At 52.1% G+C, this 25790-nt stretch carries 25 protein-coding genes; 7 read left to right on the forward strand and 18 right to left on the reverse strand.

Translation table 11 applies throughout. The features are described from left to right. Positions 1-17: 17 nt before the first annotated feature. From ACF8D4_RS12040 to ACF8D4_RS12090, 11 genes are all read right to left on the reverse strand, one after another. On the reverse strand, positions 18-881 hold the full coding sequence (locus ACF8D4_RS12040; RefSeq protein ID WP_181317252.1) for a hypothetical protein: 864 nt from the start codon (positions 879-881) through the stop codon (positions 18-20). A 52-nt stretch (positions 882-933) separates the two neighbouring features. Continuing rightward, the gene (locus ACF8D4_RS12045) at positions 934-1326 is read right to left on the reverse strand and encodes a hypothetical protein (RefSeq protein ID WP_025889173.1); all 393 of its coding nucleotides are present in this window, start codon (positions 1324-1326) and stop codon (positions 934-936) included. Between the two features lie 330 nt (positions 1327-1656). After that, complete coding sequence (locus ACF8D4_RS12050) at positions 1657-2457, reverse strand: DUF1338 domain-containing protein (RefSeq protein ID WP_025011309.1); 801 nt, start codon at positions 2455-2457, stop codon at positions 1657-1659. An 83-nt stretch (positions 2458-2540) separates the two neighbouring features. Further along, complete coding sequence (astD, locus tag ACF8D4_RS12055) at positions 2541-4001, reverse strand: succinylglutamate-semialdehyde dehydrogenase (protein WP_025011310.1); 1461 nt, start codon at positions 3999-4001, stop codon at positions 2541-2543. Between the two features lie 10 nt (positions 4002-4011). Continuing rightward, positions 4012-5031, reverse strand: coding sequence for an arginine N-succinyltransferase (gene astA / locus ACF8D4_RS12060; protein WP_039035546.1), 1020 nt, complete (start codon positions 5029-5031; stop codon positions 4012-4014). Between the two features lie 101 nt (positions 5032-5132). After that, entirely contained in the window at positions 5133-6350 is a 1218-nt protein-coding gene (locus tag ACF8D4_RS12065; RefSeq protein WP_028779706.1) for an aspartate aminotransferase family protein, read from the reverse strand. Positions 6351-6655: 305 nt separating this feature from the next. Further along, the gene (locus ACF8D4_RS12070) at positions 6656-7561 is read right to left on the reverse strand and encodes an alpha/beta hydrolase (protein ID WP_392465585.1); all 906 of its coding nucleotides are present in this window, start codon (positions 7559-7561) and stop codon (positions 6656-6658) included. Positions 7562-7598: 37 nt separating this feature from the next. After that, a complete protein-coding gene (locus tag ACF8D4_RS12075; RefSeq protein ID WP_144135837.1) occupies positions 7599-8741 on the reverse strand; it encodes an HDOD domain-containing protein in 1143 nt (380 codons plus the stop codon). 138 nt (positions 8742-8879) lie between these two features. After that, entirely contained in the window at positions 8880-11360 is a 2481-nt protein-coding gene (locus tag ACF8D4_RS12080; protein WP_392465687.1) for a prolyl oligopeptidase family serine peptidase, read from the reverse strand. 178 nt (positions 11361-11538) lie between these two features. Beyond that, on the reverse strand, positions 11539-12111 hold the full coding sequence (locus tag ACF8D4_RS12085) for an aminodeoxychorismate/anthranilate synthase component II (protein ID WP_392465588.1): 573 nt from the start codon (positions 12109-12111) through the stop codon (positions 11539-11541). Between the two features lie 247 nt (positions 12112-12358). Continuing rightward, positions 12359-13258, reverse strand: a complete 900-nt coding sequence (locus tag ACF8D4_RS12090) for a LysR family transcriptional regulator (protein ID WP_025011314.1) — start codon at positions 13256-13258, stop codon at positions 12359-12361. A 232-nt stretch (positions 13259-13490) separates the two neighbouring features. Between ACF8D4_RS12090 and ACF8D4_RS12095 the strand changes: the two genes are divergently transcribed. From ACF8D4_RS12095 to ACF8D4_RS12125, 7 genes are all read left to right on the forward strand, one after another. After that, positions 13491-14711 carry an MFS transporter gene (locus ACF8D4_RS12095; protein WP_198552059.1) on the forward strand — a complete coding sequence of 407 codons (1221 nt, stop codon included), beginning with the start codon at positions 13491-13493 and terminating at the stop codon, positions 14709-14711. Between the two features lie 140 nt (positions 14712-14851). Next, complete coding sequence (locus tag ACF8D4_RS12100) at positions 14852-15247, forward strand: cyclophilin-like fold protein (protein ID WP_259663458.1); 396 nt, start codon at positions 14852-14854, stop codon at positions 15245-15247. A gap of 4 nt (positions 15248-15251) precedes the next feature. Beyond that, complete coding sequence (locus ACF8D4_RS12105) at positions 15252-15755, forward strand: cupin domain-containing protein (protein WP_101095573.1); 504 nt, start codon at positions 15252-15254, stop codon at positions 15753-15755. Between the two features lie 101 nt (positions 15756-15856). Beyond that, positions 15857-16516, forward strand: coding sequence for a carboxymuconolactone decarboxylase family protein (locus ACF8D4_RS12110; protein ID WP_096141995.1), 660 nt, complete (start codon positions 15857-15859; stop codon positions 16514-16516). 7 nt (positions 16517-16523) lie between these two features. After that, a complete protein-coding gene (locus ACF8D4_RS12115) occupies positions 16524-17615 on the forward strand; it encodes an alpha/beta hydrolase (protein WP_096141996.1) in 1092 nt (363 codons plus the stop codon). Positions 17616-17673: 58 nt separating this feature from the next. Next, positions 17674-18312 carry an NAD(P)H-binding protein gene (locus tag ACF8D4_RS12120; RefSeq protein ID WP_392465592.1) on the forward strand — a complete coding sequence of 213 codons (639 nt, stop codon included), beginning with the start codon at positions 17674-17676 and terminating at the stop codon, positions 18310-18312. Positions 18313-18434: 122 nt separating this feature from the next. Next, complete coding sequence (locus tag ACF8D4_RS12125; protein WP_208158138.1) at positions 18435-19565, forward strand: GGDEF domain-containing protein; 1131 nt, start codon at positions 18435-18437, stop codon at positions 19563-19565. A 44-nt stretch (positions 19566-19609) separates the two neighbouring features. On the opposite strand, the gene ACF8D4_RS12130 is transcribed toward ACF8D4_RS12125, so the two are convergent. From ACF8D4_RS12130 to hflK, 7 genes are all read right to left on the reverse strand, one after another. Continuing rightward, on the reverse strand, positions 19610-20062 hold the full coding sequence (locus ACF8D4_RS12130; protein ID WP_054743349.1) for a ClpXP protease specificity-enhancing factor: 453 nt from the start codon (positions 20060-20062) through the stop codon (positions 19610-19612). Further along, entirely contained in the window at positions 20062-20691 is a 630-nt protein-coding gene (sspA, locus tag ACF8D4_RS12135) for a stringent starvation protein SspA (protein WP_025011321.1), read from the reverse strand. The genes ACF8D4_RS12130 and sspA overlap by 1 nt, the downstream gene beginning before the upstream one ends. A gap of 95 nt (positions 20692-20786) precedes the next feature. Further along, positions 20787-21521 carry a cytochrome c1 gene (locus tag ACF8D4_RS12140; protein WP_107005505.1) on the reverse strand — a complete coding sequence of 245 codons (735 nt, stop codon included), beginning with the start codon at positions 21519-21521 and terminating at the stop codon, positions 20787-20789. Beyond that, positions 21518-22735 carry a cytochrome bc complex cytochrome b subunit gene (locus ACF8D4_RS12145; protein WP_025011323.1) on the reverse strand — a complete coding sequence of 406 codons (1218 nt, stop codon included), beginning with the start codon at positions 22733-22735 and terminating at the stop codon, positions 21518-21520. The genes ACF8D4_RS12140 and ACF8D4_RS12145 overlap by 4 nt, the downstream gene beginning before the upstream one ends. Beyond that, positions 22735-23325: a ubiquinol-cytochrome c reductase iron-sulfur subunit gene (gene petA, locus ACF8D4_RS12150; RefSeq protein ID WP_025011324.1), complete on the reverse strand. Its 591-nt coding sequence runs from the start codon at positions 23323-23325 to the stop codon at positions 22735-22737. Before petA ends, ACF8D4_RS12145 begins: the two co-directional genes overlap by 1 nt. 378 nt (positions 23326-23703) lie before the next feature. After that, the gene (gene hflC, locus ACF8D4_RS12155; RefSeq protein WP_025011325.1) at positions 23704-24627 is read right to left on the reverse strand and encodes a protease modulator HflC; all 924 of its coding nucleotides are present in this window, start codon (positions 24625-24627) and stop codon (positions 23704-23706) included. 3 nt (positions 24628-24630) lie between these two features. Next, positions 24631-25770, reverse strand: coding sequence for an FtsH protease activity modulator HflK (gene hflK / locus ACF8D4_RS12160; protein WP_044733661.1), 1140 nt, complete (start codon positions 25768-25770; stop codon positions 24631-24633). Between the last annotated feature and the right edge of the window lie 20 nt (positions 25771-25790).

Here is a 25790-nt window from a genome sequence, read left to right on the forward strand (position 1 = left end):
CTCTGAATAAATTGAGTTTATAGGTATTTTGTTACTGAGAAATAGAAGGTGGAGCTGCGCTTGTCATACAGCTCAAATCCTTCGGAAGGCCCCAGTTCCGGGTGGTAGAAACGGCCGCTGTTGTTATGGCCAATGGCCAATGTCCAACTCTCGGCAGGCATCCATCCCAGTTCCTGGGCAAAGGTGAATTGGTCATCCATACGACGACCACGGTAATTCTTCGACATCCGATAGCGGCCGCTGATATCCAGGTACCAATTACTGGCAAACTGCCAATAGGCATCGGCCACCAGATCGACCTGATGTTCAATCAGCACCCGCTCACCGGCGGTCTTGTACTTGTAGGCGTTGTACCTGTATCTGGGAGACAGGTAGAAGCTGAAGTTGCCCTCAGGGCGATAGAAGAGATAGGCCGCCACTCTGGGGGCATACTCCAGTCTATCCAGCTTGGTGTAATGCGCCGCCGGCAGATAGACACCGACACTGCCCTTGAGTGATAGAGTCTCGGTCAGAGAATAGAGTGGCGTTCGATACTCGAGCAAGGGATCAAAAAAGCTCGACTCCTTACCGTGCAGCGTCTCTTTTTCACCGCCAAAGGTCAGCAGCACACTGCCCCAATCACTGTTGTAATCGACTCTGGCATCCAGGCTATAAGCCCGATACGCATCGAAGGCCGACTCACTGTAGACATTGCGGGTATAAGACGCATTGAAATAGGCAGTCCATTCGCCGAATTCTTCCTGTTTGAGTTCAAACTCATTAACCGCCTGAGCTTGTCCCGCAAGCAATAGTAAGCCCAGCAAAGGGAAGCTCGTCTTTGCTTTTTTACTTTTTATTATGCGTGACAAGGCCAGATCGCGGTGATATTTACCGGATCTCATATTTAAAAGCCTTAATTTATTTAAAACGAATTAATCTGGAGGTAATTCCAGTCTAAGAGGTACTGCCACGAATAGGTTTTACCCATTCAAGGAGTAATTGCGCCCAATAGGGCATCCAACCAAAGGAAAGTTGCGGGACACCCAGGTTGGGAATACGGGGCCCGCATAAGAACAAAATAAACCAACTGACTGTAATGGCTTTAAACACTTCGGCCAAGACGGCGTTATCCGCCAGTTTAACGGCCATAATACAAGGCAAGGAGAGAGAATAGATTGCCAACTGATTTACCGGTGACGCGTTCTGTTTGGCAATAGATATCAGCGTATTAACTTCTTCAAACTCATTAGATATCGCTGCATTAGAAAAAGCCAAAAACAACAGCAAAGGCATGGCCAACTTGACCAAGCTCTGCAATTTACTATTCGACTTATTTCTCTTATTCATGTGATTTTCCGCCGCCCCAAACGGAATAGCGTCTCGATATTAGCTCGAATGTATTCAATACATATTGTTACTTATGTAAACAGCATAATCATGAAAAACACAGTGATCAACACCAACACTTAATGACTAGTCTAAATAGATTAAAAACTGGGTATATATCATAAAAAACATCATAAAAATAAATTAACCTTGGCAAATCAACACCAACATAAAACATAATTAAAACATCATAAAAACATTAATGCTTCACTATATTAAGCATGGTGTTTTGTTTACTTACAAAAAAGCCTCCTTAATTAAGGAGGCCATTCTGTAACTAATTAAGCACTGTTACGACTTGACGTTGGTACTCTCAAAAATCTTATCTGCCGAAGCCGCAACAAAGCCGGTATAGAGTTCACCATCGGCTTTGGGATAACGCAGGGCAAATTCATAGAAACAACTGGGGATCTCTACCGTCTTGTCATCAAAGGCGACAGGGATTCTGTCGGCCATGGTGGAAGACTGTTCCAACAAGACTTCAGCTGAACCTTTGATCTCACCGCCAACACTGTTGAGGGTAAAACCGGCCTCCTTGAGCGCAGTATTCACGGCGGCCAGGGTGCTGAATTCGGCCAGATGGTTCACAGACACGGTAAAGTGGTTGGCACGATAACCAAAGGCGGCAACCCAGGCAGCATACTCACTCTCGGCGAGCAGGGCTTGGTAGGTGTCATAGTCAAGCTGCCAGTGTCTGCCTGAATAAGTAAAGTTATCTGCGGTCAAAGCCTGGGTTGGGATCTGCTCAACCAAGTCGGCAACCCGCTGTTGCAACTCTGGGCTGAACTCTTCCACCAGCAGCTCAGAAATAAAGACCTTGGGCTGAGTCGGGTCCGGATGCTCAAAGTGCTTTGCCACCAGCTTTTTCTGCTCAAAGCGATAATCGCCGCAAGCCACATAGCCCAGCGCTTCGAAATGGGCTGCCAGCACATCCAAGCCCACCTTGGGCAGATTGAATGTACGCAAGGCGATATGGTCGTTAATAATCGCCTTGCCTTGCCCCAACAGCTGGTGCACTTTGGCCGCCGATGGCGTCATCTTGATATAGTCCTGCCACATGGCATTGAACAGCGCATTGATATCTGTATGCATGGTTATTCCCTGTGTAATGCAGTTTGCCCAAAGGCAAATGGTATGTTCAAAAAAGGGAAGCGCCACTGCGCTTCCCTTCACTGTCAGAGGCTAAGTCCCGGACTCAATGCCTGTGGCAAACTCAGACCATCGGCCTCCATGGAAGCCACGGGATAAGCACAATAGTCGGCCGCATAGAAGGCGCTGGCTCTGTGGTTACCCGATGCCCCGACACCGCCGAATGGCGCCGCACCTGAGGCTCCGGTGATCTGCTTGTTCCAGTTCACTATGCCGGCACGAATCCGTGCCAGGAAATAGTCATAGTCTTCACGGCTATCGGCCAGCAATCCGGCAGAAAGGCCATAGCGGGTATCATTGGCCAGCGAAATCGCCCGGTCAAAGCTGCTGTAACGCACCAGTTGCAACAAGGGTCCGAAATACTCTTCATCAGGTAGTTCAATCACCTCGGTAACATCAATCAACCCTGGAGACACCAGGCCGGTACCGCTCTCAATATGGGTTAGTTCCACCAGCGAGACCCCGCCGAGATTCTGCAGATTACGCTGCGCCGCGACCATTCCCTTGGCTGCTGCTTCAGAGATCATCGAGCCCATAAAGGGCTGAGGTTCGGCATTCCAAGGGCCGACAGCTATCGCTTTGACCGCCGCAACCAGTGCGGCAATCAAAGCATCGCCCTGCTCACCTTTCTCTATGTAGAGTCGGCGGGCACAGGTACAGCGCTGGCCACTGGAGATATAGGCAGATTGAATTATTTCGTGCACGGCCGCCTTGATATCACTGATCCCTTTGACGATGAGCGGATTGTTACCGCCCATTTCCAGGGCAAGGATCTTGCCCGGATGACCGGCGTACTGCTGATGCAGCAAGTGGCCGGTGCGGGAGCTGCCGGTAAAGAACAGACCATCAAGCTGAGGATGTGAAGCCAGCGCTTTGCCGGTTTCCACTTCGCCCTGCACCAGATTGATAACCCCGGCGGGCAGGCCGGCTTTCTCCCACAGCTTGAGCATCAGCTCTGCCACTTTTGGCGTCAGTTCCGATGGCTTGAATACCACGGTATTGCCCGCCAGCAGAGCCGGTACTATATGGCCGTTGGGCAGATGCCCAGGGAAGTTATAAGGCCCGAAGACCGCTACTACGCCGTGTGGCTTGTGTCTCAGCACGGCCCGCCCGGCAGGCAGTTCATTTTCAGTTTCGCCGGTACGCTTGTGATAAGCCGCGACCGACAGACCAATTTTGCCTATCATGGCACCCGCCTCAGTGGCCGTTTCCCACAGTGGCTTACCGGTTTCCTGCGCTATGGTGTCGGCGATTTCCGCCTTATGGGCTTCCAGCTGATCGCGATAGGCCTCTATCACCTGCAAGCGGCCGTCAAAGCCGAGCATAAACCAGTCAAACTGCGCCTCTCTGGCGGCTGCAACGGCAGCTTCAACTTGAGCCGGGGTAGCGGCATTACCCTGCCACAGGGTTTCGCCGTTGGCCGGGTTGCTTGAACTCATTGCCTGGCCTTCGCCAGCGAGCCATTGGCCCTTGATAAATTGTGTCATTATGCTGTTCCTATATTGCCAATACCCTGACCGATTGCCCGTCTGCCACCAAGAGTGCGGCGGCCAACTCGCTCGACAGGATCACTTCTTCACTGTCGTCTGTCAGCGCCAGCTTGGCCGAACCGGCACGGTAGTCTGCCAAATGGGTGTTGGAGAGAATAAAGCTGTCCTTTGATTGGGGCATATCGCCGATACGCACCGTCAGCAGGCGACTCTCGCGCACGGAGCGAATGTCCGCCAGGTTGCATTCAACCGTGGGGCCACCATCAAAAATATCTACATAATTGCGCCAGCGGAAACCTTCCGCCTGTAACAGGCTCAGGGCCGGGCGTGTATTGGTGTGCACTTCACCGATAACCTTCTGCGCCGCTTCGGGCAACAGGCAGACATAGACAGGGCTGCGGGGCATCATCTCGGCCATAAAGGCCTTCTGCCCCAGACCAGAGAGGTAATCGGCCTGAATAAAGTCTATGCCGAGGAAGTTTTGCTGCAGCCAGCCGTAGAAAGGGGAATTACCGTTTTCATCACTGACCCCGCGCATCTCGGCGATAACAGTTTCACCGAACCGATTGGCATGTTGGGCCAAAAACAGAAAGCGGCTGCGTGACAGCATGCGGCCATTGTTGCCCTTGCGGTAGGAGTCTCTCAGAAACAGGGTGCAGAGCTCGGCGGCACCAGTGTAGTCATGACACAGGCTGAGGGTTTCAACCTCGTTACGCACTTCTATCTGCGACGAATGATAAACCTCTGTGCCCAAACGGTAATGGTAGAAGGCATCTTCCATTCCCACCGCGGCTTCCAGACCACAGGTGCCCACGACCTCCTGGGTCTCTGTGTCTTCCAACACCATGAGGTAGCCTTCATCAAAAGGCGTTTCCACCGCCTTGGCGAAAGAGGTTTCCGAACGGGCAATCTTGCGGGTCAGCAGCTCATCATTGACCGGCAGCGAGGTGAATCCATGGCCCGATTCTTCGGCGATACAGCGCAGCGCCGGGAAATCTGAGGCTCGGATAGGCCGTATGATTAACATGGTTAAATCTCCACTCATCCACAGTTGCTGCTCCGTCGGGCCCGCCCGTCAGAACAGCAGCTGTGAGTCTATTGCGCTAAGTGGGCCTGGGCCCACGGGGATCAGGCGGCAACCACCTTGGCGACCGCTTTTTCAAAGCGTGCCAGACCCTCGGCAATATCACTTTCAGGGATGATCAAAGAAGGAGTAAAACGAACCACATTGGCACCGGCCATCAGTGTCATCAGGCCATTGTCGACCGAGGCCAACAGAAACTCACGGCTGCGTCCCTGATACTGTTCATTCAACACGGCGCCGAGCAACAGTCCCTTGCCGCGCACCTCGGAAAACACCTGGTACTTGGCATTGATTTTTTCCAGGCCATCACGCAGCAGTTGCTCACGACGCTTAACGCCCTGCAACACTTCGGGGGTATTGACTACATCAAATACCGCGTTGCTGACGGCGCAGGCCAGAGGGTTACCACCATAGGTGGAACCATGGGTGCCCACTTTAAGATGAGCGGCAATCTTGTCCGTGGTCAGCATGGCCGCGATGGGGAAACCGCCGCCCAGAGCCTTGGCCGTAGTGAGAATGTCCGGCACTATATCTGTACCCATGTAGGCATACAGCTCGCCGGTACGGCCAACGCCGGTTTGCACTTCATCGAACACCACCAATGCATTGTGCTTGTCGGCCAGTTCACGCACCTTGGCCAGAAACTCTGGAGTGGCGTTTATGATACCGCCCTCACCCTGCAGCGGCTCCAGCATGATGGCGCAGGTCTTGTCCGACACCGCGGCTTCCAATGCGGCAACATCGTTGAATGGCAGGTGTGTGATCCCCTGCGGCTTGGGGCCAAAACCATCTGAATAGGCGGCCTGGCCACCTACGCTGACGGTAAAGAAGGTTCTGCCGTGGAAGGCTTTGTCGAAGGCGATAATCTGATCTTTTTCGGCGCCGAAATTATCCAGAGCATAGCGGCGGGCCAGTTTCAGGGCCGCTTCATTGGCTTCGGCACCTGAGTTGGCGAAATAGACCTTGTCGGCAAAAGTGGCGTTAACCAGTTTGGTCGCCAATGCCAGTGCCGGCTCATTGGTCATCACATTGGACAAGTGCCAGAGTTTTTCGCCCTGCGCCTTAAGCGCCTCAACGGCGGCTGGATGACAGTGGCCCAAACAGTTAACTGCAATACCACCGGCAAAGTCGACATACTCTTTGCCTTCCTGATCCCAAACACGACTGCCATCGCCACGAACCGGGATAACGGGTGACGGTGCATAATTAGGCACCATGACTTCATCAAACTGGGCACGTGTCAAATTCATGTTTACACTCATTCCTTCTCATCCTTTGTGTTGTCGGCGGCTCTGTCGGCCACCGTTTTAAGCAGTTAATCTTTATTTTTTGTGAGTAAAACTGCACTTACTTGTGTTGCTTAGGTGTCATTATTAGCGAAATTGTGATCAAAATACCAGTTTGATCAATATGCAGGAGCAATGCCTTGGCCTATAAGTGCATAAAGATCTGAGTTTGAGAATTAAGCAGGCAAATATCTGCCGTTTAACGGCATAAATAGTCACAAAAAATCTCAACTGATACCGAATTCGTTAACTATTCACCTATTTTGAATAGTTAACGACAATCATAACAGTAGATTATTGCGTATAAAAGCAGCGATTTGGCCCCTGGCTTCCATGGCCTCGGGCAAGAGTTCAAATAGTGGAAAGACATGGGGCATATTGAGGTAGAAACCGGCTTCTATCCGGCCTCCGTCGCGCAATACCGCCTGTTGCAGGCGCTCGGCATCCTGTAGCAGCAGCTCACGGGTACCGGCCAGCAGCAAGATGGGCGGCAAGTCCTTAAAGCAACCATAAAGCGGCGAAACCCGCTCAGACATGGGGTTACTACCGGCGAGATACGCCCCTCTGAGTCTGAGCAGTGATTCAATGGTGAACAAGGGATCGTCGGCAGCCAGTATGCGCTCGGTATCACCTGTGATGCCGAGATCCAGCGCTGGAGAGAGCAACACGCAGGCTCTCGGCAACGGCAACTCGAGCTGTTTCAGCTGCAATAACAGGCTCAAGGCCAAATTGCCTCCGGCAGAGTCGCCCATCAGCACCAGTTTGCCCGGGTCACAATGCTCAAGTGTCATCCGATAAGCTTCCAGCACATCATCACAGGCTGCCGGAAACGGGTGCTCCGGCGCCAGACGATAATCGGGCACATAGCAGTCCGCCAGACTGCGCCGCATAATATCGGTCAGGAAACGGGCATGGGCATGGGGTGTCTTGAAACAGAAGCCACCGCCGCGAATATAGAAGAGGCTGACTTCTCTTGGCTGCGGCAACTGGTAATGGATGAGTGGCGAGTGGCTCAGCGGCCAGTGCTCGACCTTGAGTTCCTGCGGCCAGCCCAACCAGCGGCGATCCATCTCCAGTAAGCGCCGGCGAATGCCGCACAGAGGCACTTTGGCACTGCCGCGACTGACCGATGGCCGCGCCACGTAAGTTAACAACCGGTTCAATACCGAGGCTTGCCAACTGGGCATAGCTCCTCCATGGAAGGCCTACAGGCTCCGCAACGGCTTAAAGCAGCTCGGGTTTGCGGTAATTCTGGCCTTTGAGACGAATGAGTTCCTGTTCCGTGAGCTCATGATACGCCATCATGATCCGCCTGTCCCTGAATTCCAGTTGCCGCATCTCTTCCAGTAAAAAACACTTGGCAAAACAATCGGCTTTGGCCAGCACTGCCGCATTGGGTGACAACTGACTGAAGCCAAAGGCCGTGTCCCGCTCCTTGAGCAGAGTCACCATGGCCGCATCCGCAAACCCAAGCTGGGTTGGCAGTTGCCAATTGAGTGATAGCGCATGCTGCTTGACCAGGGAATAGACCAAGGCGGCGGGGAAATCACACAGGGCTATGGCATCATAGAGCGCCTTATCCCTGTCGCTGCTCGCCTCTCTGAGCCATGAGCCGCGCAACTGCTCAAACAGCTTGGCGCTCATGGAGAGCAGCACTGAGATCCCCAGTTGCTGCATCAAGGAAACCGCGTACAGCATTGGGGCATCCAAGTCATGCAACTTGGCCAGGGTTCTGGCGGCAATGCCCTGCACCTGAGAGAAACGCCATAGCTTGCGCACAGTCCAAAGCAAACTGGCGTGGCCTGTAGGCAGCCAATGACGACAGGTGTAGTAAGGGATCAATACCCGCAAGTGCTCAACGCCTATATAGCTGAGCACCAGCTTGAGATCTGTCAGTTGCACATCCAGATTCTGCGGCCTGCGGGCCCTGAAGGAAGGGCTGTTCACCAGAGAACTCAAGTCTCTCACCAGCCAACTCTGCTCGGCAACGACCGGACGAAGGCGTGCCAGATCAAGCCTTGGGTGCTGCAATAACTCCAGCAGCAAGATCTGTTTATCTGTGATGCCTGATAAGCGTGTCACCTCTTCGATGGAAGCCAGACGGTTGCCGAGCTCAGCCGCCAGGGTATCGGTCAACTGAGCCGATACTCTTTGATAAAGCGCCTTGGCCTGTTGCTGCCTGGCGAGCCGCTCCAGAGTCGCCTCGCGTTCAACCTCAAGCTTGAAGGCCACCGCCTCCAGCTCAGGTTCAAGCTCATCGTCACCGCTGTCAATGCGTTGCTTGCCCAGTATCAACTGCTGATACAGACGCTGCTCTATCTCTATTACACTGCCGGGTTTGACCCCACCCGCTACCGACAAGCCCAAAATGTTGCCTTCCTGCCACGCCCGCACCCGGGCCCTGTGTTTTTATGTTAGTCCCTTTAGGGTTATATATATAGCGGTCACACCGGCAAAATCTTGATACCAAAAAGAAACAGGCCTCGAATGAGGCCTGTAAAGTGACTATTTCAGCTCTTGTTCAAACAACTTATAGATGCGGCGATACTCGTCCAGCCAGCTCGATGGCTGTCTGAAGCCATGGGGTTCAACCGGGTAAATAGCCGTCTCAAACATCGGCTTTTCCAGCTCTATCAGTCGCTGCACCAGGCGGACACTGTCCTGGAAGAACACGTTGTCGTCCATTACCCCGCTCATGATAAGCAGCGGCTTTTGCAAGCCCTCGGCATGATAGATGGGCGAGCTGCGTTCATAGGCGATGTGGTCAACGTCCGGGGTGTTGAGTATGTTCGAGGTATAAGGCGCATTATAGTGAGCCCAGTCGGTCACAGGCCGCAGCGCGGCGCCGGCCTGGAACAACTCGGGTTCGGTAAACAGTGCCATAAAGGTCAAAAAGCCACCGTAAGAACCACCATAGGTGCCTACCCGCTTGGCATCAACATTGGCATGCTGACTCATCCACTTGACGCCATCGGCCAAGTCTTCCACTTCCGGATGCCCCATATTACGGTAGATGGCGGTGCGCCAGTCGCGGCCATAGCCTTTGGAGCCGCGATAATCCATGTCCATCACCACATATCCGTGCTGTGCCAGCAGGTTATGGAACATGAACTCACGGAAATAACCGGAAAAACCATAATGGGCATTCTGCAGATAACCGGCACCATGATTGAAGATCACCGCCGGATATGATTCGGCGCGATCCTTGTCGAAACCTGCCGGCAGATACACCCTGGCATAGACTTCACCTGCGCCATGGCTGGAAGGCACGGCAACCACCTCAGGCGCCTGCCAAGGATAGCTCTTGAAGCTGTCGCTGGTGTAATGGGTCAGTTGGGTCAGCTCACCGCCTATGGCTTGAATATAGAGCTCATCCGGCTGGGTCAGGCTGGAGGCGGTCAACAGCAGCGAACGGCCATCCGGGCTCAGGCTGTAGTCGAGCACTCCATTCCACTGGGTCAGTTGTTCATCCTTGCCGCTACTTATCTCAACCCGATAAACATTGTACTTGCCGGGGTGTTCTTTGTTGGCCTTGTAGTAGATATAACGATTATCCGGGCTCAGAGTGATGTCACTGACCACGAACTTGCCCGAGGTCAAAGCCCGCGCCTTGCCACCGAGCGGCTTGAGATACAACTGCGAATAACCACTCTCTTCCGACAGGTAGTAAAGGGTGTCGCTGCCGGGTAACCAACCATACTGATTGTAGTCATAGTTGACCCAGGCATCGTCATGCAGCCTGTGCTCAGTGACCAGCTTGCCCTTGGCCAGATCGACACTGGCCAGCCACCGGTCTTTGTTGTCCACGGCTTCCAGCATTACGGCCAAGCGCTTGCCTGAGTCTTGCCATTGAATGGCGCTCTGACTCCAGCCCCAATCCTGCATCAGTTGGATCTTGCGCGGGGCTTTTTCACTTTCGTAGCGTTCCCCCTTCGCCTTGGCGTTTTCTGCCTTGACGCCGGCCAACACATCCTGGTTGTAGCCGAGCAAACCTTCGATGGTTATCTCTTTCTTACTCTGCTGCTGCAAGTCCAGCAGTACCAAGCGCTGCCCTGGCGCCTTGTCTTCAGCCACTCTGGCTCGCACGGGCACAGGATCGACATAGCCATCTTTGCCAAGATAGTTGGGCATGATGTCATGCTCGCCACGCCAGTTGTAACTCTTGTCCTGCAACGCCAGCAGCACATAGCGTCCATCCGGCGACAGGCTCAGTTCCACCAGCTGCTCACTCTCACCCAGATACCAAGGCTTGGCCGACAGGGTCGGGTCTTCATTCTGTAACTGCTGCTGATATGTCTCCCGAGCCTTGGCGTTTTCCTGCTGTTTGGCCACATAGTGGATCAGCTTGTGTTGCTCCTTGGCGAGATAAGTTTCCGGCTCTTTGGTCTGTGCCGGCTCTTTGGTCATCTTGATATCCGCGAGCTGCTCCACAAGGCCTGAGTCGGCATGCAATCTGAATATCTGCCCCGCCTGCCAATAGGCAAGATCGCCATTCGCTAAAAAACGCAGCCCTTCAACCTTGGTATTTTGCCGGGTCAACTGAGTGATCTCACCGCTATCGAGCGCCTTCACAAACAGGTTGCCTTGATAGATATAAGCCTTGCGGCGCTTATCCGGGCTCAGAACACCGTCTCGTTGTGAGACGGTATGCAGTTCAGACAACGCCAGCTCCTGCGCCTGTTTGTCTGTCACTCCCTGACGATAGTAACTGCGCAGCACAGATGCACTCTGCTGGCGGGCGAACAGCACAGCGTGGCTGTCATCGCTCCAGTAGGCACCTTTGGGGGCGAGTCCCATCCAATCTGGATCCGCCATAATTTTATTCAGAGTTAACGGCTTGTCGGCCACAGGAGGCGCTGCCAAGGGTACTGTTTGGCTGGGGTTGGTGATCTCTTGGGTGGTGAGTTGCGGCTCGGTGGCGGCGCAGCCGCTGAGAACGGCCAGAGTCAAAACACTCAGACCGGCATGACGCATCAGGCTTTTCATCATCCTTCCTTTTTTATAGTTATCTTGGCCGCCGGGAAGCGACATATGACAGAAAACAAGCGATTGCGGCCTGTTATACCATATTTGCCAGAGGATGTTGTTCTGCAAAAGCTGAAAACTTGTAAAGGCTTGTTAAGGATGGAGCCTTGGTACGAATCCGGGACTGGCTCACTGCTCCTTAAGCCAGATGCAGGAAATTATTGAGCAGTTCAAGCCCCTGCTGGGTCAGAATGGATTCAGGATGAAACTGCACGCCGTAGAGGCGTTTTTGTGCATGGCTGATGGCCATGATTTCCCGCCCGTGTACCGGGTCATCATACCAGGCATCCAGACTGAAGCCTTCGGGCACGCTGTCAATCAACAGCGAGTGATAGCGGGTCACGGTCAAGGGGTTGGCCAGACCTTGAAACAGCCCGCGACCATTGTGACTGATTGCCGATGTCTTGCCATGCATCACCCGCTTGGCCCGAACCACCTTGGCACCGAATACCTGAGCCAGCGACTGGTGTCCAAGACAGACACCCAAGATAGGCAACTTACCGGCAAAATATTCGATGGCGGCCAGCGAGATCCCCGCCTGATCCGGGCTACAGGGCCCGGGAGAGATCACCAGATAATCCGGCGCCAGCTCGCGGATCTCATCGAGCCCAATCTCATCGTTGCGCTTGATAACAGGCTGCTGCCCCAACTGCTGAAAATACTGCACCAGATTGAAGGTAAAGGAATCATAGTTGTCGATCATCAGCAGCATATAACGGGAACCGATTGATTTAAGAGATAGGGCTTACAGTGCCGCAAACAAGATACCGCTGGAGATGTTCCATCTTTTTTTCAGGCGCCATCTTTTTGCGCACGCTATGTTACGTTTAACGCTGAGCTGGTTCAACCTGGGGATGAACAAGGATAGCTTTATTCGGTCAGCTATTGGCTCATTCAAACGACAAACTTATTGTATCCTGAATAATAGATGCCTTGGGCCGGTTCTCCTTGATGCCAGTTCAATCCTTACCCTCATACCTGAGTCTGTCAATAACCAACCTGAATGCCGAACTGATATTACGCCGCCCGGAATAACACAGGCAGTATCCTTCAAACGGCGGACACCAATCGGCCAACACCCGCCGAAGGGATCCATTCTCTATCTCTTCCGTCACTTCGGCTTCGGTAACAAAGGCAATGCCGTGCCCGGCCTTGGCCGCTTCAATACACACATCACTCTCACTGAAAATAAAGGGGCCGGATACATGTTTGACTATCTCTTCGCCCTCTTTTTCAAACTCCCAGTCATAGACGGGTGCATGAGCATGAAACCTCAATACTAGGCAAGCATGCTCGTCCAAGTCATGGGGGTGCTTTGGCACGCCATGGCGTTTGAAGTATTCAGGGGTGGCCACGGCTGCCAATCGCACAGCGGGGCCAATTTTCACGGCAATCATGTCCGGGCCGACAAACTCCCGCAGCCTTACCCCGGCATCGAAACGTTCTTCGGTCAAATCCGTGAGGCGACTTTCCAGATTCAGCTCAATCTGCACTTCCGGGTAGTCACGCACTATCTGTGACAACTTGGGCCACAGCAGGGTTCGCAGCGCAGGTTTACTGGTAGCCAGTCTCACCAGCCCTCTAGGGGCATCACCCAATAGTCGCAACTCTTCAATTCTCGCATTGATCATCCCCAGCCCGGGCTTGAGGGCCGCCAACAATTTTTCACCTGCATCTGTGGTGGACACTTTACGGGAAGTACGATTGAGTAATTTGATACCAACCCCCTCTTCCAGGCGCCTTATTGCATGGCTGACCGCGGATTGAGACAGCTCGAGTCGGGTCGCCGCGCGAGTAAAACTGCGCTCTTCAGCGACCGCCATAAATAGAGTTAAATCACTCAATTCTTCCCGCTTCATATTATTCCCCTGCTTGGCCTTCAGCTCACCAAATCAATCAAATATTCACAAGAATACTTCGAAAACTGGGCCAATATAACCGAAAAACATCCGTTATTAATGAATTGGATTCATAGTTTCAATGAATTTAGAGCGCTTGTTACCACAGGCGTCCAGGCCTATTCTGCTGGTCATAAATTCATCCAACAACGGCTACCAGCGCCAGCTACTCCTGAGGGGAAATTCTCAATCTATGAGCCATTCAGTTACAGATCCGCTTCCAACCACTGAAGATACCGCCTGCTGGAGTGGTGTCTTTGCCATGTCGTTATGTGTCTTCGTCCTAATTGCGTCTGAATTTATGCCGGTCAGCCTGTTGACTCCTATAGCCTCATCCCTGCAGATAACCGAAGGAATGGCCGGCCAAGGGATAGCCATTTCCGGCATATTGGCCGTGGTGACCAGCTTACTTATCCCGGTACTGGCCGGTAAGGTAAACCGTAAAACACTGCTTCTGGGACTGACAGGGCTGATGGGGATTTCCGGCCTCATCATAGGTCTGTCCGATAGCTATGCCAGTTACTTGCTGGGCCGGGCACTGATCGGTGTCGTCATAGGTGGATTCTGGTCCATGTCGGCGGCTATTGCCATGCGCTTGGTACCGAGTGAACAAGTCCCCAAAGCGCTGGCCATCTTCAATGGCGGGAACGCCTTGGCGATGATTTTGGCAGCCCCTCTCGGCGCTTATCTGGGCTCAATGCTTGGTTGGCGTGGCGCCTTTCTCTGTTTATTGCCAATAGCTGTCATCACCCTGATTTGGCAATGGCTTAGCCTGCCGTCCATGCCGGTTAGAGAGCGTTCAGCGAGGATCCGCGGCACTTTTGCGGTACTGGGCTTGTTACGCACTCCAGTAGTACTGGCCGGTATGCTGGCGATTGCCAGTTTGTTTATGGGGCAGTTTACCCTATTCACTTATGTTCGCCCGTTTCTGGAAAGCGTCACACAAGTGGCTGTAAAGCCATTATCCCTGATCCTGTTGCTCATAGGCCTGGCCGGGCTCATAGGCACCAGCCTTATCAATGGGGCTCTGAAACGACAATTTTATCTGACGCTGAAAATCATGCCCTTGTTGATGGCCGTCAGCGCACTCGGTTTGGCGTTCTTTGGCACTCAATTGATCTCGGTGATTGTGTTGTTACTCCTCTGGGGACTTATCGCTACAGCCGCCCCTGTGGGTTGGTGGGCCTGGGTGCCACGGACTATTCCGCAATCGGCCGAAACAGCCGGTGGCCTGATGGTCGCAGTCATTCAGCTCTCTATCGCCTTGGGTTCTACCTTGGGAGGTGTGCTATTCGACATTGGTGGCCACCAACTCTGTTTTGGTATCAGCGCCCTGCTGCTGTTGCTATCCACAGCTTTGGTCGGGGTAACACAAGGCTACGAAACCCCGAAAAGCCAAAAGGATAGGGTCTGACGATGACATGGACAAAGCCTTTGACCAATACAGCCTGTTTAAAGATAACCAAGGCATTTATGTTTGTCCTGCCTTTCCTTGGAGGACAAATGTCTCTGGCTCAAGACCAGTTACCCACTCAGATTGAGGAGACAAAAATCATGCACAGCATAACTCTGTTACTGGGCGGCAAAACCCTGGTCGCGAGCCTGGAAGACAACTCTGCCAGCCGGGATTTTCTTGCCTTGTTACCCCTTGAACTTGAACTGAGCGACTATGGCGCCAGTGAGAAAATCGCGGACTTACCCAAAAAGCTCTCCACCTTGGATGTCCCCAGCGGGCATTCGGCCAAAGTTGGCGACCTCACCTATTACGCCCCTTGGGGGAATCTGGCCATTTTCTATCGTGACCATGGCTACGCCCAAGGCTTGATCCCGCTAGGGCGGATAGACACTGGCAAAGAGCTGATGAAATTTTCAGGCAGGCAGAAAATTCGCATAGAAAAAGCAGGGCTTATCGAAAGCGAACAACTCAAGTCTCACTCTAACAAGGAGTAAAGCAATGAAACTCAACTTCATATTCACTTGCACATTATTGCTTATTTCGCTGCCAAATGTGGCAGCGCAGCCAAAGCAAAGTATCTCAGAATCAGGTTCCCGTTCTTCAATTGCCGGGCCAGAGCAATTTTTCACTGGTGCAGCACGTATCGACCCACTGTTTCCTGCGACCGATGAAATCAATGCATCTGCAGCCTATGTCACCTTTGAACCTGGTACCCGCACAGCCTGGCATATCCATCCCAAAGGCCAACAAATTATTGTGACTCAGGGCGTAGGCTACACACAGGAATGGGGCAAACCTCGACAACAGATAAAACCAGGCGATGTGATCTGGTGCCCTGCAGGCATAAAGCACTGGCATGGTGCAGCTCCCAAGACTGCGATGACACATCTTGTGGTCACAGGGCAAGACAATGAAGGCCGTAATGTCAGTTGGTTGGAAAAGGTCAGCGATGAACAGTATCTGGGACAGGATCAAGCAGACAAGACAGGGAAGCACCCATGAAACCCGGGATTAGTTATTGGCCGCTGATACTGTGTCTTTGCATCCCAATATTTCAGACTGCCGGACAAACACCCCATACGTTCCAATCGAGGACACCCACTATGACAGAACCAGAGCCTTTAACCTCAAGACAGCAAGCGATAGTACCTATTGCGGCTTTTGCCGCCGAAGGTAACTTGGCCAAGCTGGATACCGCCCTGGAACAGGGACTGGATGCCGGACTCACCATCAACGATACCAAGGAAATACTGGTACAGGTTTATGCCTACGCCGGCTTTCCCCGTAGCCTCAATGCGCTGGGAACTCTTATGTCAGTAGTTGAGACACGCAAGGCTCGCGGCGTGAAAGATGAAGTTGGCAAGTTGCCCAGTCATCCGCTCCCCAAAGGTGATGCGTTACTCTCAACGGGTACAGCCAACCAGACACAACTGGCAGGAGGCGTTGTCCAAGGCCCTCTGTTTGACTTTGCACCGGCCATTGATGAGTTTCTCAAGACCCATTTATTCGGTGATATTTTCAGCCGCGATAACCTGAGCTGGCATGACAGGGAAATCGCAACGCTGGCCATGTTGGCGGTTTTGCCTGGCGCTGAACCCCAACTTCAGGCCCACATAGCCATTGCCATGAATCTGGGACTAACACCTGAGCAACTCACATCTGTGATCACCGGCTTGAAGCAACTGGTGAATCAAGCCAGCGCCGAGCGCGCGCAAACCGCGCTGAACCAGCACCTGGAGCACCAGCCCTACAACCAAGAGTAACACCAGCATGAACAACCTAGACACAGCAAAATCCCCCTCTGAGACGCTCGATAATGGGCGTCGTGAACTATTGAAAATGACAGGAGCCGGTATCGCCATGACCATTGCAACCACCATCCCCACTCCGGCATTAGCCGAGTCTGAATTGAAGCTCAGTGACAGTTGGGACAAGACCTTCAGCAAGAGTGACAAGGTCGAACATCAAAAAGTCACCTTTAAAAATCGCTACGGCATCACCCTGGCCGCCGACTTCTACCTGCCAAAAGCAAGGCAGGGCAAGCTGGCCGCAATCGCAATAAGTGGCCCCTTCGGCGCGGTGAAAGAACAATCATCAGGCCTATACGCCCAAAAGATGGCCGAATACGGCTTTGCCACATTGGCGTTTGACCCCTCCTATACAGGTGAAAGTGGTGGAGAACCCAGGAACGTCGCATCCCCGGATATCAATACCGAAGATTTCAGTGCTGCCGTGGATTTTCTCGGCTTGCAAAGCCAGGTGGATCGCCAACGAATTGGCATTATCGGCATATGTGGCTGGGGTGGCATGGCACTGAACGCTGCCGCAGTGGATCAACGCATCAAGGCCGTGGTAACCAGCACCATGTATGACATGTCCCGGGTCATGTCCAAGGGCTACAACGACAGCATGACTCATGAGCAGCGCAAAGAAATTCTGGGCCAGTTGAGCCAGCAGCGCTGGTTGGATGCCGAAAATGGCAAACCCGGCTATGGCCCTATCTCTCTGGAACTTAAGGGAGGTGAACCCCGGTTTGTGCAGGAATACGCCGATTACTACAAGACCTCGCGTGGTTTTCACCCAAGGGCCATCAACTCCAATGCTTCCTGGACCATCACCAACCCTATGTCATTTATGAATCAACCTCTGCTGACTCATATCGCCGAAATCTCTCCCAGGCCTATTTTGTTGATCCACGGTGAGAAGGCGCATTCCCGCTATTTCAGTGAAACAGCTTTCGCTGAAGCCGCCTCTCCCAAGGAGCTGCTGATTATCGAAGACGCCAACCATGTTGACCTCTATGACCAATTGGAGCGGATCCCCTTCGATAAGTTGAACGCATTCTTCGGTGAGTATTTATAACTTTCAAGCGGACAGAGGCTCTCCTCTGTCCAGCCTTCATCTTTAATGGAGTTTGTTGATGCACATTTTGTTAATCGGTGCCAATGGCCGTTCGGCGCAAGCCATCTTGCCGCGTTTGTTGGAGATAAAGGAAGTGCAACTGACGCTTTTTCTTCGAAGATCTGAACGACTGCAACACCTTTACAATGACAGAGTTCGGCTGGTAGAGGGGGATGCCAACAAAGTCGATGACCTGGTCTCGGCATTGACCGGAATCGATCTGGTGATAAACACCATGGGTGGAATGGATTTGGACCGCAAGACCCGAAATCTGGTGCACGCCATGGAAAATGCTCAGGTGCAGCGCCTCGTTGCACTCAATGCCGGCGGTATCTATGAAGAACTTCCTGAACCCTTCAATAGCTGGGACAAGAGTATGGTGGGTTTCACCCGGCCTGTTAACCTCAGAAGTGCCAATGTTATCGAAGCTTCATCACTCGACTACACCATACTACGCCCCGTCTGGTTAACCGATAAACCGATAGAAGAGTTTCAACTTACTCAAAAAGGCGAGTGCTTTCTGGGGACCGAAACTTCCCGCGCCAGCTTGGGTAGATTTATTGCCATTTTGGCCAAGAATCCTAACTTTTATAGCCGCTGTAATCTGGGAATAAGCCAAAGTGGCACAGAGGGGGAGATCCCTGCCGCTTACCGCTGAAAGACATTGGCTGTTCCGCCAAACTTCACCGGCAATCCGCTGCTATCTGGCGCCAAGACTGGTTCAACAACGGGGTTTGAATTAAGCTGATATTTCGAGTGGCTTATAAAAGTGCTTTGCCTATGCCCAATATGACCAGGTTGCTGAATTTTTTGCTGATGCTGGGGTGTGATAGATGTGCTATCAAGACCCGGGAGCGTAAAGTCATTCAGGTCAACTTGGGCGTACTGGTTTCCGTAACAACTATATTGCTGTTTATTTTGGGTTTTTATATCAGCGGTAACCAAGGCTTTATTCTTTCCGGCTTGAATCAGCTGCCCTTTGTTGCCCTGCTGCCTCTGGTATTACTGCTCAACTACAAGGGAAAGTTCTTTGCCGCCAGGTGGTGTTTAATGTTGCTGTTGATGGCCGATGCCGCCACAGCTTTAATGACGGCCCAAGGTACCAGTATCAAAATCCACAGCTATTACCTGCTGTTTGCCATCATGTTGGTTGTACTGTTTGAGATCCGTGAATGGCGTTCCATCCTGATCCTGATGTTAGCCAATCTGGGGTTGTTCAGCTTCTTTGAGCTGCACGGCTGGCCATCCCACCCTGATATCGCCCTGCTTTCTACACACACTCTGGCCATTTTAAAGGCCTTGGTGATCTGCTCTTGTATTATCAGTTCCTGCGCCATACTGCTGATCAGCGAAATGTATGCCGAGCGCGCCGAGCTGGTACTGCAACATCAGGCCGACACAGACACCTTGACCGGATTGCTCAACCGCCGCGCATTCATGCGCCAAGTCGCACTGCAAAGAGAGCAGCCGGGCTGCTGGGTACTTGCCCTGTTGGATCTGGATTTCTTCAAGAAGATAAACGATAACTTTGGCCATGATGCCGGCGATGTCGCCCTTATTCATGTCAGTAAGCTGCTCAAGAAAGCGCTCAAGCCTCAGGAGCGACTGGCCAGAATAGGCGGGGAAGAGTTTGCCTTGCTGCTGAAGCTGGATGAACCCGGGACTCAGGCCCTGCAGCAAAGAGGCGAGCAACTCCTTGAGTCCCTCAGACAACAAGGCCTGGAATATCAAAGCCATTACCTACAACTGACAGCTTCTGTTGGCCTGGCAACTCTCGATCCTGGAGATAGTGCAAGCGAGGCACTCAAACAGGCTGACAAGGCTCTGTATCAGGCCAAGATAAATGGTCGTAACCGAGTGGAGCTGGCCGGCACGGTATTGCAGCCGCTGAAAAGAAAAAGCCAGTCATAGTGACTGGCTTTTTGCAATGCTGTAGCTGAAGCGTCAACCCGGCTTTATTTAACCAAAGTCAGGTGGCCACGCCGCTTGGGCTTGTCTTCTGTAGGTTCAGTTTCGGCTTCAGTCCGTGGCTGTTCAACCTCTTCAACCACATTCAGCAGTGATTCTTCACCATCTTCAAGCAGATAGGCGTCTTCCATATCGAATACTGTGCCGGCACCATTTTCACGGGCATAGATGGCAACAATAGAAGCCATAGGCAACAGCACTTGCTGTGGCACACCACCGAAACGGGCATTGAACTCGACAAACTCGTTGCCGAGCTGCAGGCCACCGACAGCACTGCCGGCGACATTCAGTACTATTTGACCATCCTTAACATACTGCAGCGGTACCTGAATATCTGGCACAGTGGCATCCACTACCAGATGTGGAGTCAGCTGATTATCCATCAGCCATTCATAGTAAGCTCTAAGCAGATATGGACGACTTGGGGTCAAATCTTTCATCAGATACCCATGCGCATTTCGCGCTCGGCTTCGGTCAGAGAGGCCTTAAAGGACTCACGCTCGAAAATACGGTTCATATAGGCTTTGATGTCTTTACCCGCGCGGTTATCCAGTTCGATACCCAGCACTGGCAGACGCCACAACAAGGGGCCAAGATAACAGTCAGCCAAACCAAACTCTTCACTCATGAAGTAAGGCATTTCGGCAAACACAGGCGCGATAGACAGCAGGCTTTCCTGCAACTCTTTACGGGCCGCATCGGCGCGGTCACCCTTACGGATACGGTCGACCAGGCAATACCAGTCTGTATCGATGCGATGCATCATCAGACGGCTTTGACCACGGGAAACTGGGTAAACGGGCATCAGCGGCGGGTGCGGGAAGCGCTCGTCCAGATACTCCATGATAATACGGCTTTCGTACAACACCAGTTCACGGTCTACCAGTGTAGGCACTGAGTTGTAAGGGTTGAGTTCCAGCAGATCCTCTGGCATATCATTGGGATCCACCTGCAACACATCAACAGTTACCCCTTTTTCAGCCAATACGATGCGAACCTGATGGCTATAGAGATCATCGGCACCTGAGAACAGGGTCATGATAGAGCGTTTATTGGCAGCAACAGCCATTGATACCCTCCGGAATTGAAAAAAACAAATGTAAACGAGGGGCAATGCCCCCCGTTTACATTATGCGGATAATATATTCTACCCCTTTCTAAGGGTTAGTGTACATCCTTCCAATATTCTTTCTTGAGCAGGTATGCGATCACGAAGAATATGAACAGGAAGCCGAGTACCCATTTACCCAGGTTTTCGCGCTCCAGTTTAACCGGCTCAGCCGAGTAAACCAGAAAACCGGTAAGGTCGCGAACAACCTGATCGTACTCTTCCGCAGACAGACTACCACCTTCAGCTGGATTCACACCTTTAACCTTAGTAACTTCTTTGCCATCAACAACTTCAGTTTCAATAACTGGAGTTGCGATGCCTTGCAGGCCTTCCAGCACATGCGGCATACCGACTGACGGGAACACAGTGTTGTTCACGCCGAAAGGACGACTTGGGTCTTTGTAGAACCCTTTGAGGTAGGAATATACCCAATCTTCACCACGGACACGGGCTACCAGAGTCAGGTCCGGTGGCGCAGCACCGAACCACTTGGCCGCATCTTTGGTTTCAATCGAGTTTTCCATCAGCTCGCCGATCTTGGCATCTGTGTGGATCAGCTTGCGCATCTCATCGACAGGAATATCCAGATCTTCGGCGACACGTTGGTAACGTTGATATTGAGTGCTGTGACAACCGGCGCAGTTGTTTTGAAACAGCTCCACACCACGACGCAGCGACTCTTTATCGGTCAGATCAATATTGGCATCTTCCAGGTGCACATTGTGACCGCTGGCGGCAGACACCATACCAGGCACAAAGGCAACCAAAGCAATCAATAACTTTTTCATTTGAATGTCACCCTTTCTGGTACTGGCTTGGTCTTTTCACTCTTGCTGTAGATGAACAACAGCAGGAAGAAACCGAAGTAAGTGAAAGTAAAGATTCGGGCAACAATGGTCAGTGTTGGTGTCGCAGGTACCGCACCCAGGTAACCCAGGACGATAAAGGACACAGCAAACTGAGCAATGTTCAGCTTGTGAATCATGCTGCGGTAGCGAACCGACTTGACCTTACAGCGATCCAGCCATGGCAGAACAAAGAGTACGGCAATCGCCAGACCCATCATAACGACACCACCCAGCTTGTCCGGTACGGCCCGCAAGATGGCGTAGAACGGAGTGAAGTACCATACAGGCGCGATATGCTCAGGCGTCTTCATTGGGTTAGCAGCTTCGAAGTTAGGCTTCTCGAGGAAGTAACCACCACCTTCAGGCATAAAGAACAGCACGTAACAGAAGACAATCAGGAAGCCGGCAACGCCCATGATATCTTTTACGGTGAAATAAGGATGGAATGGGATGCCATCGACAGGCCAGCCATTTTCATCTTTGTTCTTCTTGATTTCGATACCATCCGGGTTATTGGAACCCACTTCATGCAGCGCAATCAGGTGCAGGAATACCAGTACCACAAGTACCAGAGGCAACGCGATAACGTGCAGAGCGAAGAAGCGGTTCAGGGTTGCACCTGAGATCACATAGTCACCACGGATCCACAGGGTCAAGTCATCACCGATAACCGGAATAGCACCGAACAGTGAGATAATTACCTGAGCGCCCCAGTAGGACATCTGGCCCCATGGCAGCAGATAACCCATAAAGGCTTCGGCCATCAGCACCAGGAAGATCAACATACCGAACAGCCACAGCAGTTCACGAGGCTTCTGGTAAGAACCGTAGAGCAGGCCACGGAACATATGCAGGTAAACCACCACAAAGAAGGCCGAGGCCCCGGTGGAGTGCATGTAACGCAGCAACCAGCCGTACTCGACATCACGCATGATGTATTCGATGGAGGCAAATGCGCCTTCGGCGGTAGGCACATAGTTCATGGTCAGCCAGATACCGGTCAGCAGCTGGTTTACCAGAACCAACAGTGCCAGAGAGCCGAAGAAATACCAGAAGTTAAAATTCTTGGGGGTGGCGTACTGACCAACATGGCGGTTATAAGTTGCCGTCATAGGGATACGCGCATCGATCCAGTCAATTATATTCTTAACCATTATGCAGCTCCCTGGTCTACGCCGATGAGCACGTTACCATCATCAATGTATTGATGTGGAGGAATCACCAGGTTCAGTGGAGCAGGTACGCCCTGGAAGACGCGACCGGCCATATCGAACTTGGAACCGTGACATGGACAGAAGAAACCTGAAGTCACACCTTCAACCTGCTCTGAGAAAGAGTCTGGCAGGTAAGTAGGTGAACAACCCAGGTGAGTACAAATACCTACGGCAATAAAGTACTCAGGCTTAATCGAACGTACGCCATTTTGGGCGTAATCAGGCTGCTGTAATTCGTCAGAAGCCGGGTCCCGCAGTCTGTCATCGTGGGTTGGGAGCTCGTTAAGAACTTCCTCAGTACGGCGGACAATCCATACGGGTTTGCCACGCCATTCCACACGGATCAGCTGACCTGGTTCTAGCTTACTGATATTTACTTCTACCGGCGCACCTGCAGCTTTCGCTTTGGCACTCGGATTCCATGACTTTATAAAGGGAACCGCTACAGCGACGGCACCAGCACCGCCCACTACGGCGGTTGCAGCTGTCAGGAATCTGCGACGTCCGGTATCGACTGGCGCATTGCTCATCCACTTATCTCCCAGAGGGTGTTGGAATTTTTGTTTTTCAAGACTTTAGGCCTCTTAGTTCTCACTAAAGGGAAAAGTCGAATTTTGAGGCGGGGCTCATTATAGCGAAAAATTAGAAGCAGATCATAGTCAAAAGACACAAGTTGGTTAGGGAGATTACAGTTTTTTAGCAGGCAGGGTTAAAAAAACAGCAGATTTAGGCTACAAAATCTGAGCATCTCGAGAGTAATTTAACCATAGCTAAAACATAACCAATTGACTATTAACAGTATATTTTGGCTTTACACATTAATGCCAATAATTCTGTGACTTTCGCATCAAGCCGAGAAAAAGATAAAAAAAGACCCGGAACCAGTCCGGGTCTTTCAAGCAGTGCAATTACTTGCCTTTTTGCTTCATGTATTTGAAGAATTCGCTGTCCGGCTCCAACACCATGACATCAGACTTACCGGCGAAGCTGGCCTTGTAGGCCTCCAGGCTACGCAGGAAACTGAAGAATTCAGGATCCTTGGTATAAGCATCGGCGTAAATCTTGGCAGCAATGGCGTCGCCTTCACCGCGGATGTTCTCTGCATCGCGACGGGCATTGGCCAGAGTCACAACCACGTCGGCATCGGTCAGTGCACGGATTTTCTCAGCCGCTTCCTTACCTTCTGCCCTGTGTTTCTTGGCTACCGCCTGACGCTCGGCACGCATCCGCTGGAAGATACTGTGGCTAACGTTGGATGGCAGATTGATCTGCTTCACCCTGACATCGACCACTTCTATACCCAGACCTTCAGCACTCTTGGCGGCATTTTCCAGGGTAATACGCATCAGGTCATCACGACTGCTGCTCTCAGACAAGCTTGTGCTGCCTTCACTGGTACCGGAAACAATCTGTTTAATGGTCAGCTTACCGAACTCGGTACGCAGGTCACTGTTAATCTTACGCTGCAACAGTGACTCGGCCTTGGACTTGTTGCCACCATCTGTAGCCAGATAGTACTTTTCAAAGTCTTTGATCCGCCATTTGACATAAGAGTCGACCATTAGGTCTTTCTTCTCAGAGGTCACAAAGCGGTCGGCGGCGCCATCCAGAGTCTGGATACGGGCATCCATATAGCGGACTTTGTCGATCAACGGGATCTTAACGTTGAGACCCGGGCCATAGACTCGGGGCACCATTTTACCGTCGACCTTGTCTTTCAACACTTCACCAAAGCGGGAAACAATAGCGCGCTCCCCTTCGTTGACGACCATCAGCGAAGACACACCAACGACCGCCAGCAGGGCAATAATAATGAGTACGAATCTGCTCATGGTTTACTCCCTTCCCTGACGCATGCGCTCTTCGCGGGACATGCGTCCGTTGAAACTGCTGCTGTTAGTGTTTCTTTGACTACTGACGGCATCCACTTGCTGCTCAGGTTCCTGTTCAGTTTTGGGTTTAGGCTTGCCTTCCTGAGACATCAGCTTATCCAACGGCAGATACATCAAATTGCCATTATTTTTGGCATCTATCAGTACCTTATTGGTATCACTGAACACTTGCTGCATCGCATCGATATAGAGGCGATCGCGAGTCACTTCAGGGGCCTGCTTATACTCGGGCAACAGCTTGTTGAACTTGGCCACTGCGCCTTCAGCATCCTGGATAACACGTTCTTTGTATGCACGGGCGTCCTGCTTGATACGTTCCACCTGACCACGAGCCTTGGGCTCAATTTCCAGCTGATAAGCTTCGGCCTGACGGATATAAGTGTGCTCATCTTCCTGCGCTGAAATCGCGTCATCGAAGGCATCTTTCACCTCTTCAGGCGGTCTGGCCGGCAGGAAGTTAACGTCTTCAATCTGCAGTCCCAGGTTGTAAGGCGCGATAATACGTTCAATCTCGGCGCGGGTGTCGTCACGAACTTTGGCACGCCCTGTGGTCAAAATGTCATTCATTTTTGAATGACCTATGACATAACGCAGCGCACTGTCGGTAGCTTCACGCAGGCTCGAGTTGGCATCAACGGCACTGAACAGATACTGGTAGGCATCTTTCACCTTGTACTGCACATCGAGTTCAACCACGACCATGTTTTCATCGGCTGTCAGCATGCTGCCGGAAGCAGGAATAGAGCGAACCGTTGAGACATCTACCGGTAAAACCGAATCGACAAAAGTGGCTTTCCAGTGCAGGCCGGGACCAACTTCGCCGACATGTTCACCGAAACGCAGCACGACACCCTGCTCCGCTTCCTTGATAGTGTAGAAACCGGAAAAACCCCATACTGCCAGGGCAATACCTGCAACTATGGCCAGTGTTCCCATGCTGAAGCCTGAACCACCGTTGCCCTTGCCGCCAAAGCGTTTGGCCAGATTGCGAAATACATCGTCCAGATCCGGTGGCCCCTTGTCGTTGCCACCTTTGTTTCCCCAAGGATCATTACCCTTGTTACCGGGCTCGTTCCAAGCCATTTAACTCTCCATAAGTGGAT

The sequence above is a fragment of the Shewanella sp. YQ_9 genome (assembly GCF_043103185.1).
GTDB classification, from domain to species: Bacteria; Pseudomonadota; Gammaproteobacteria; order Enterobacterales; family Shewanellaceae; genus Shewanella; species Shewanella algae.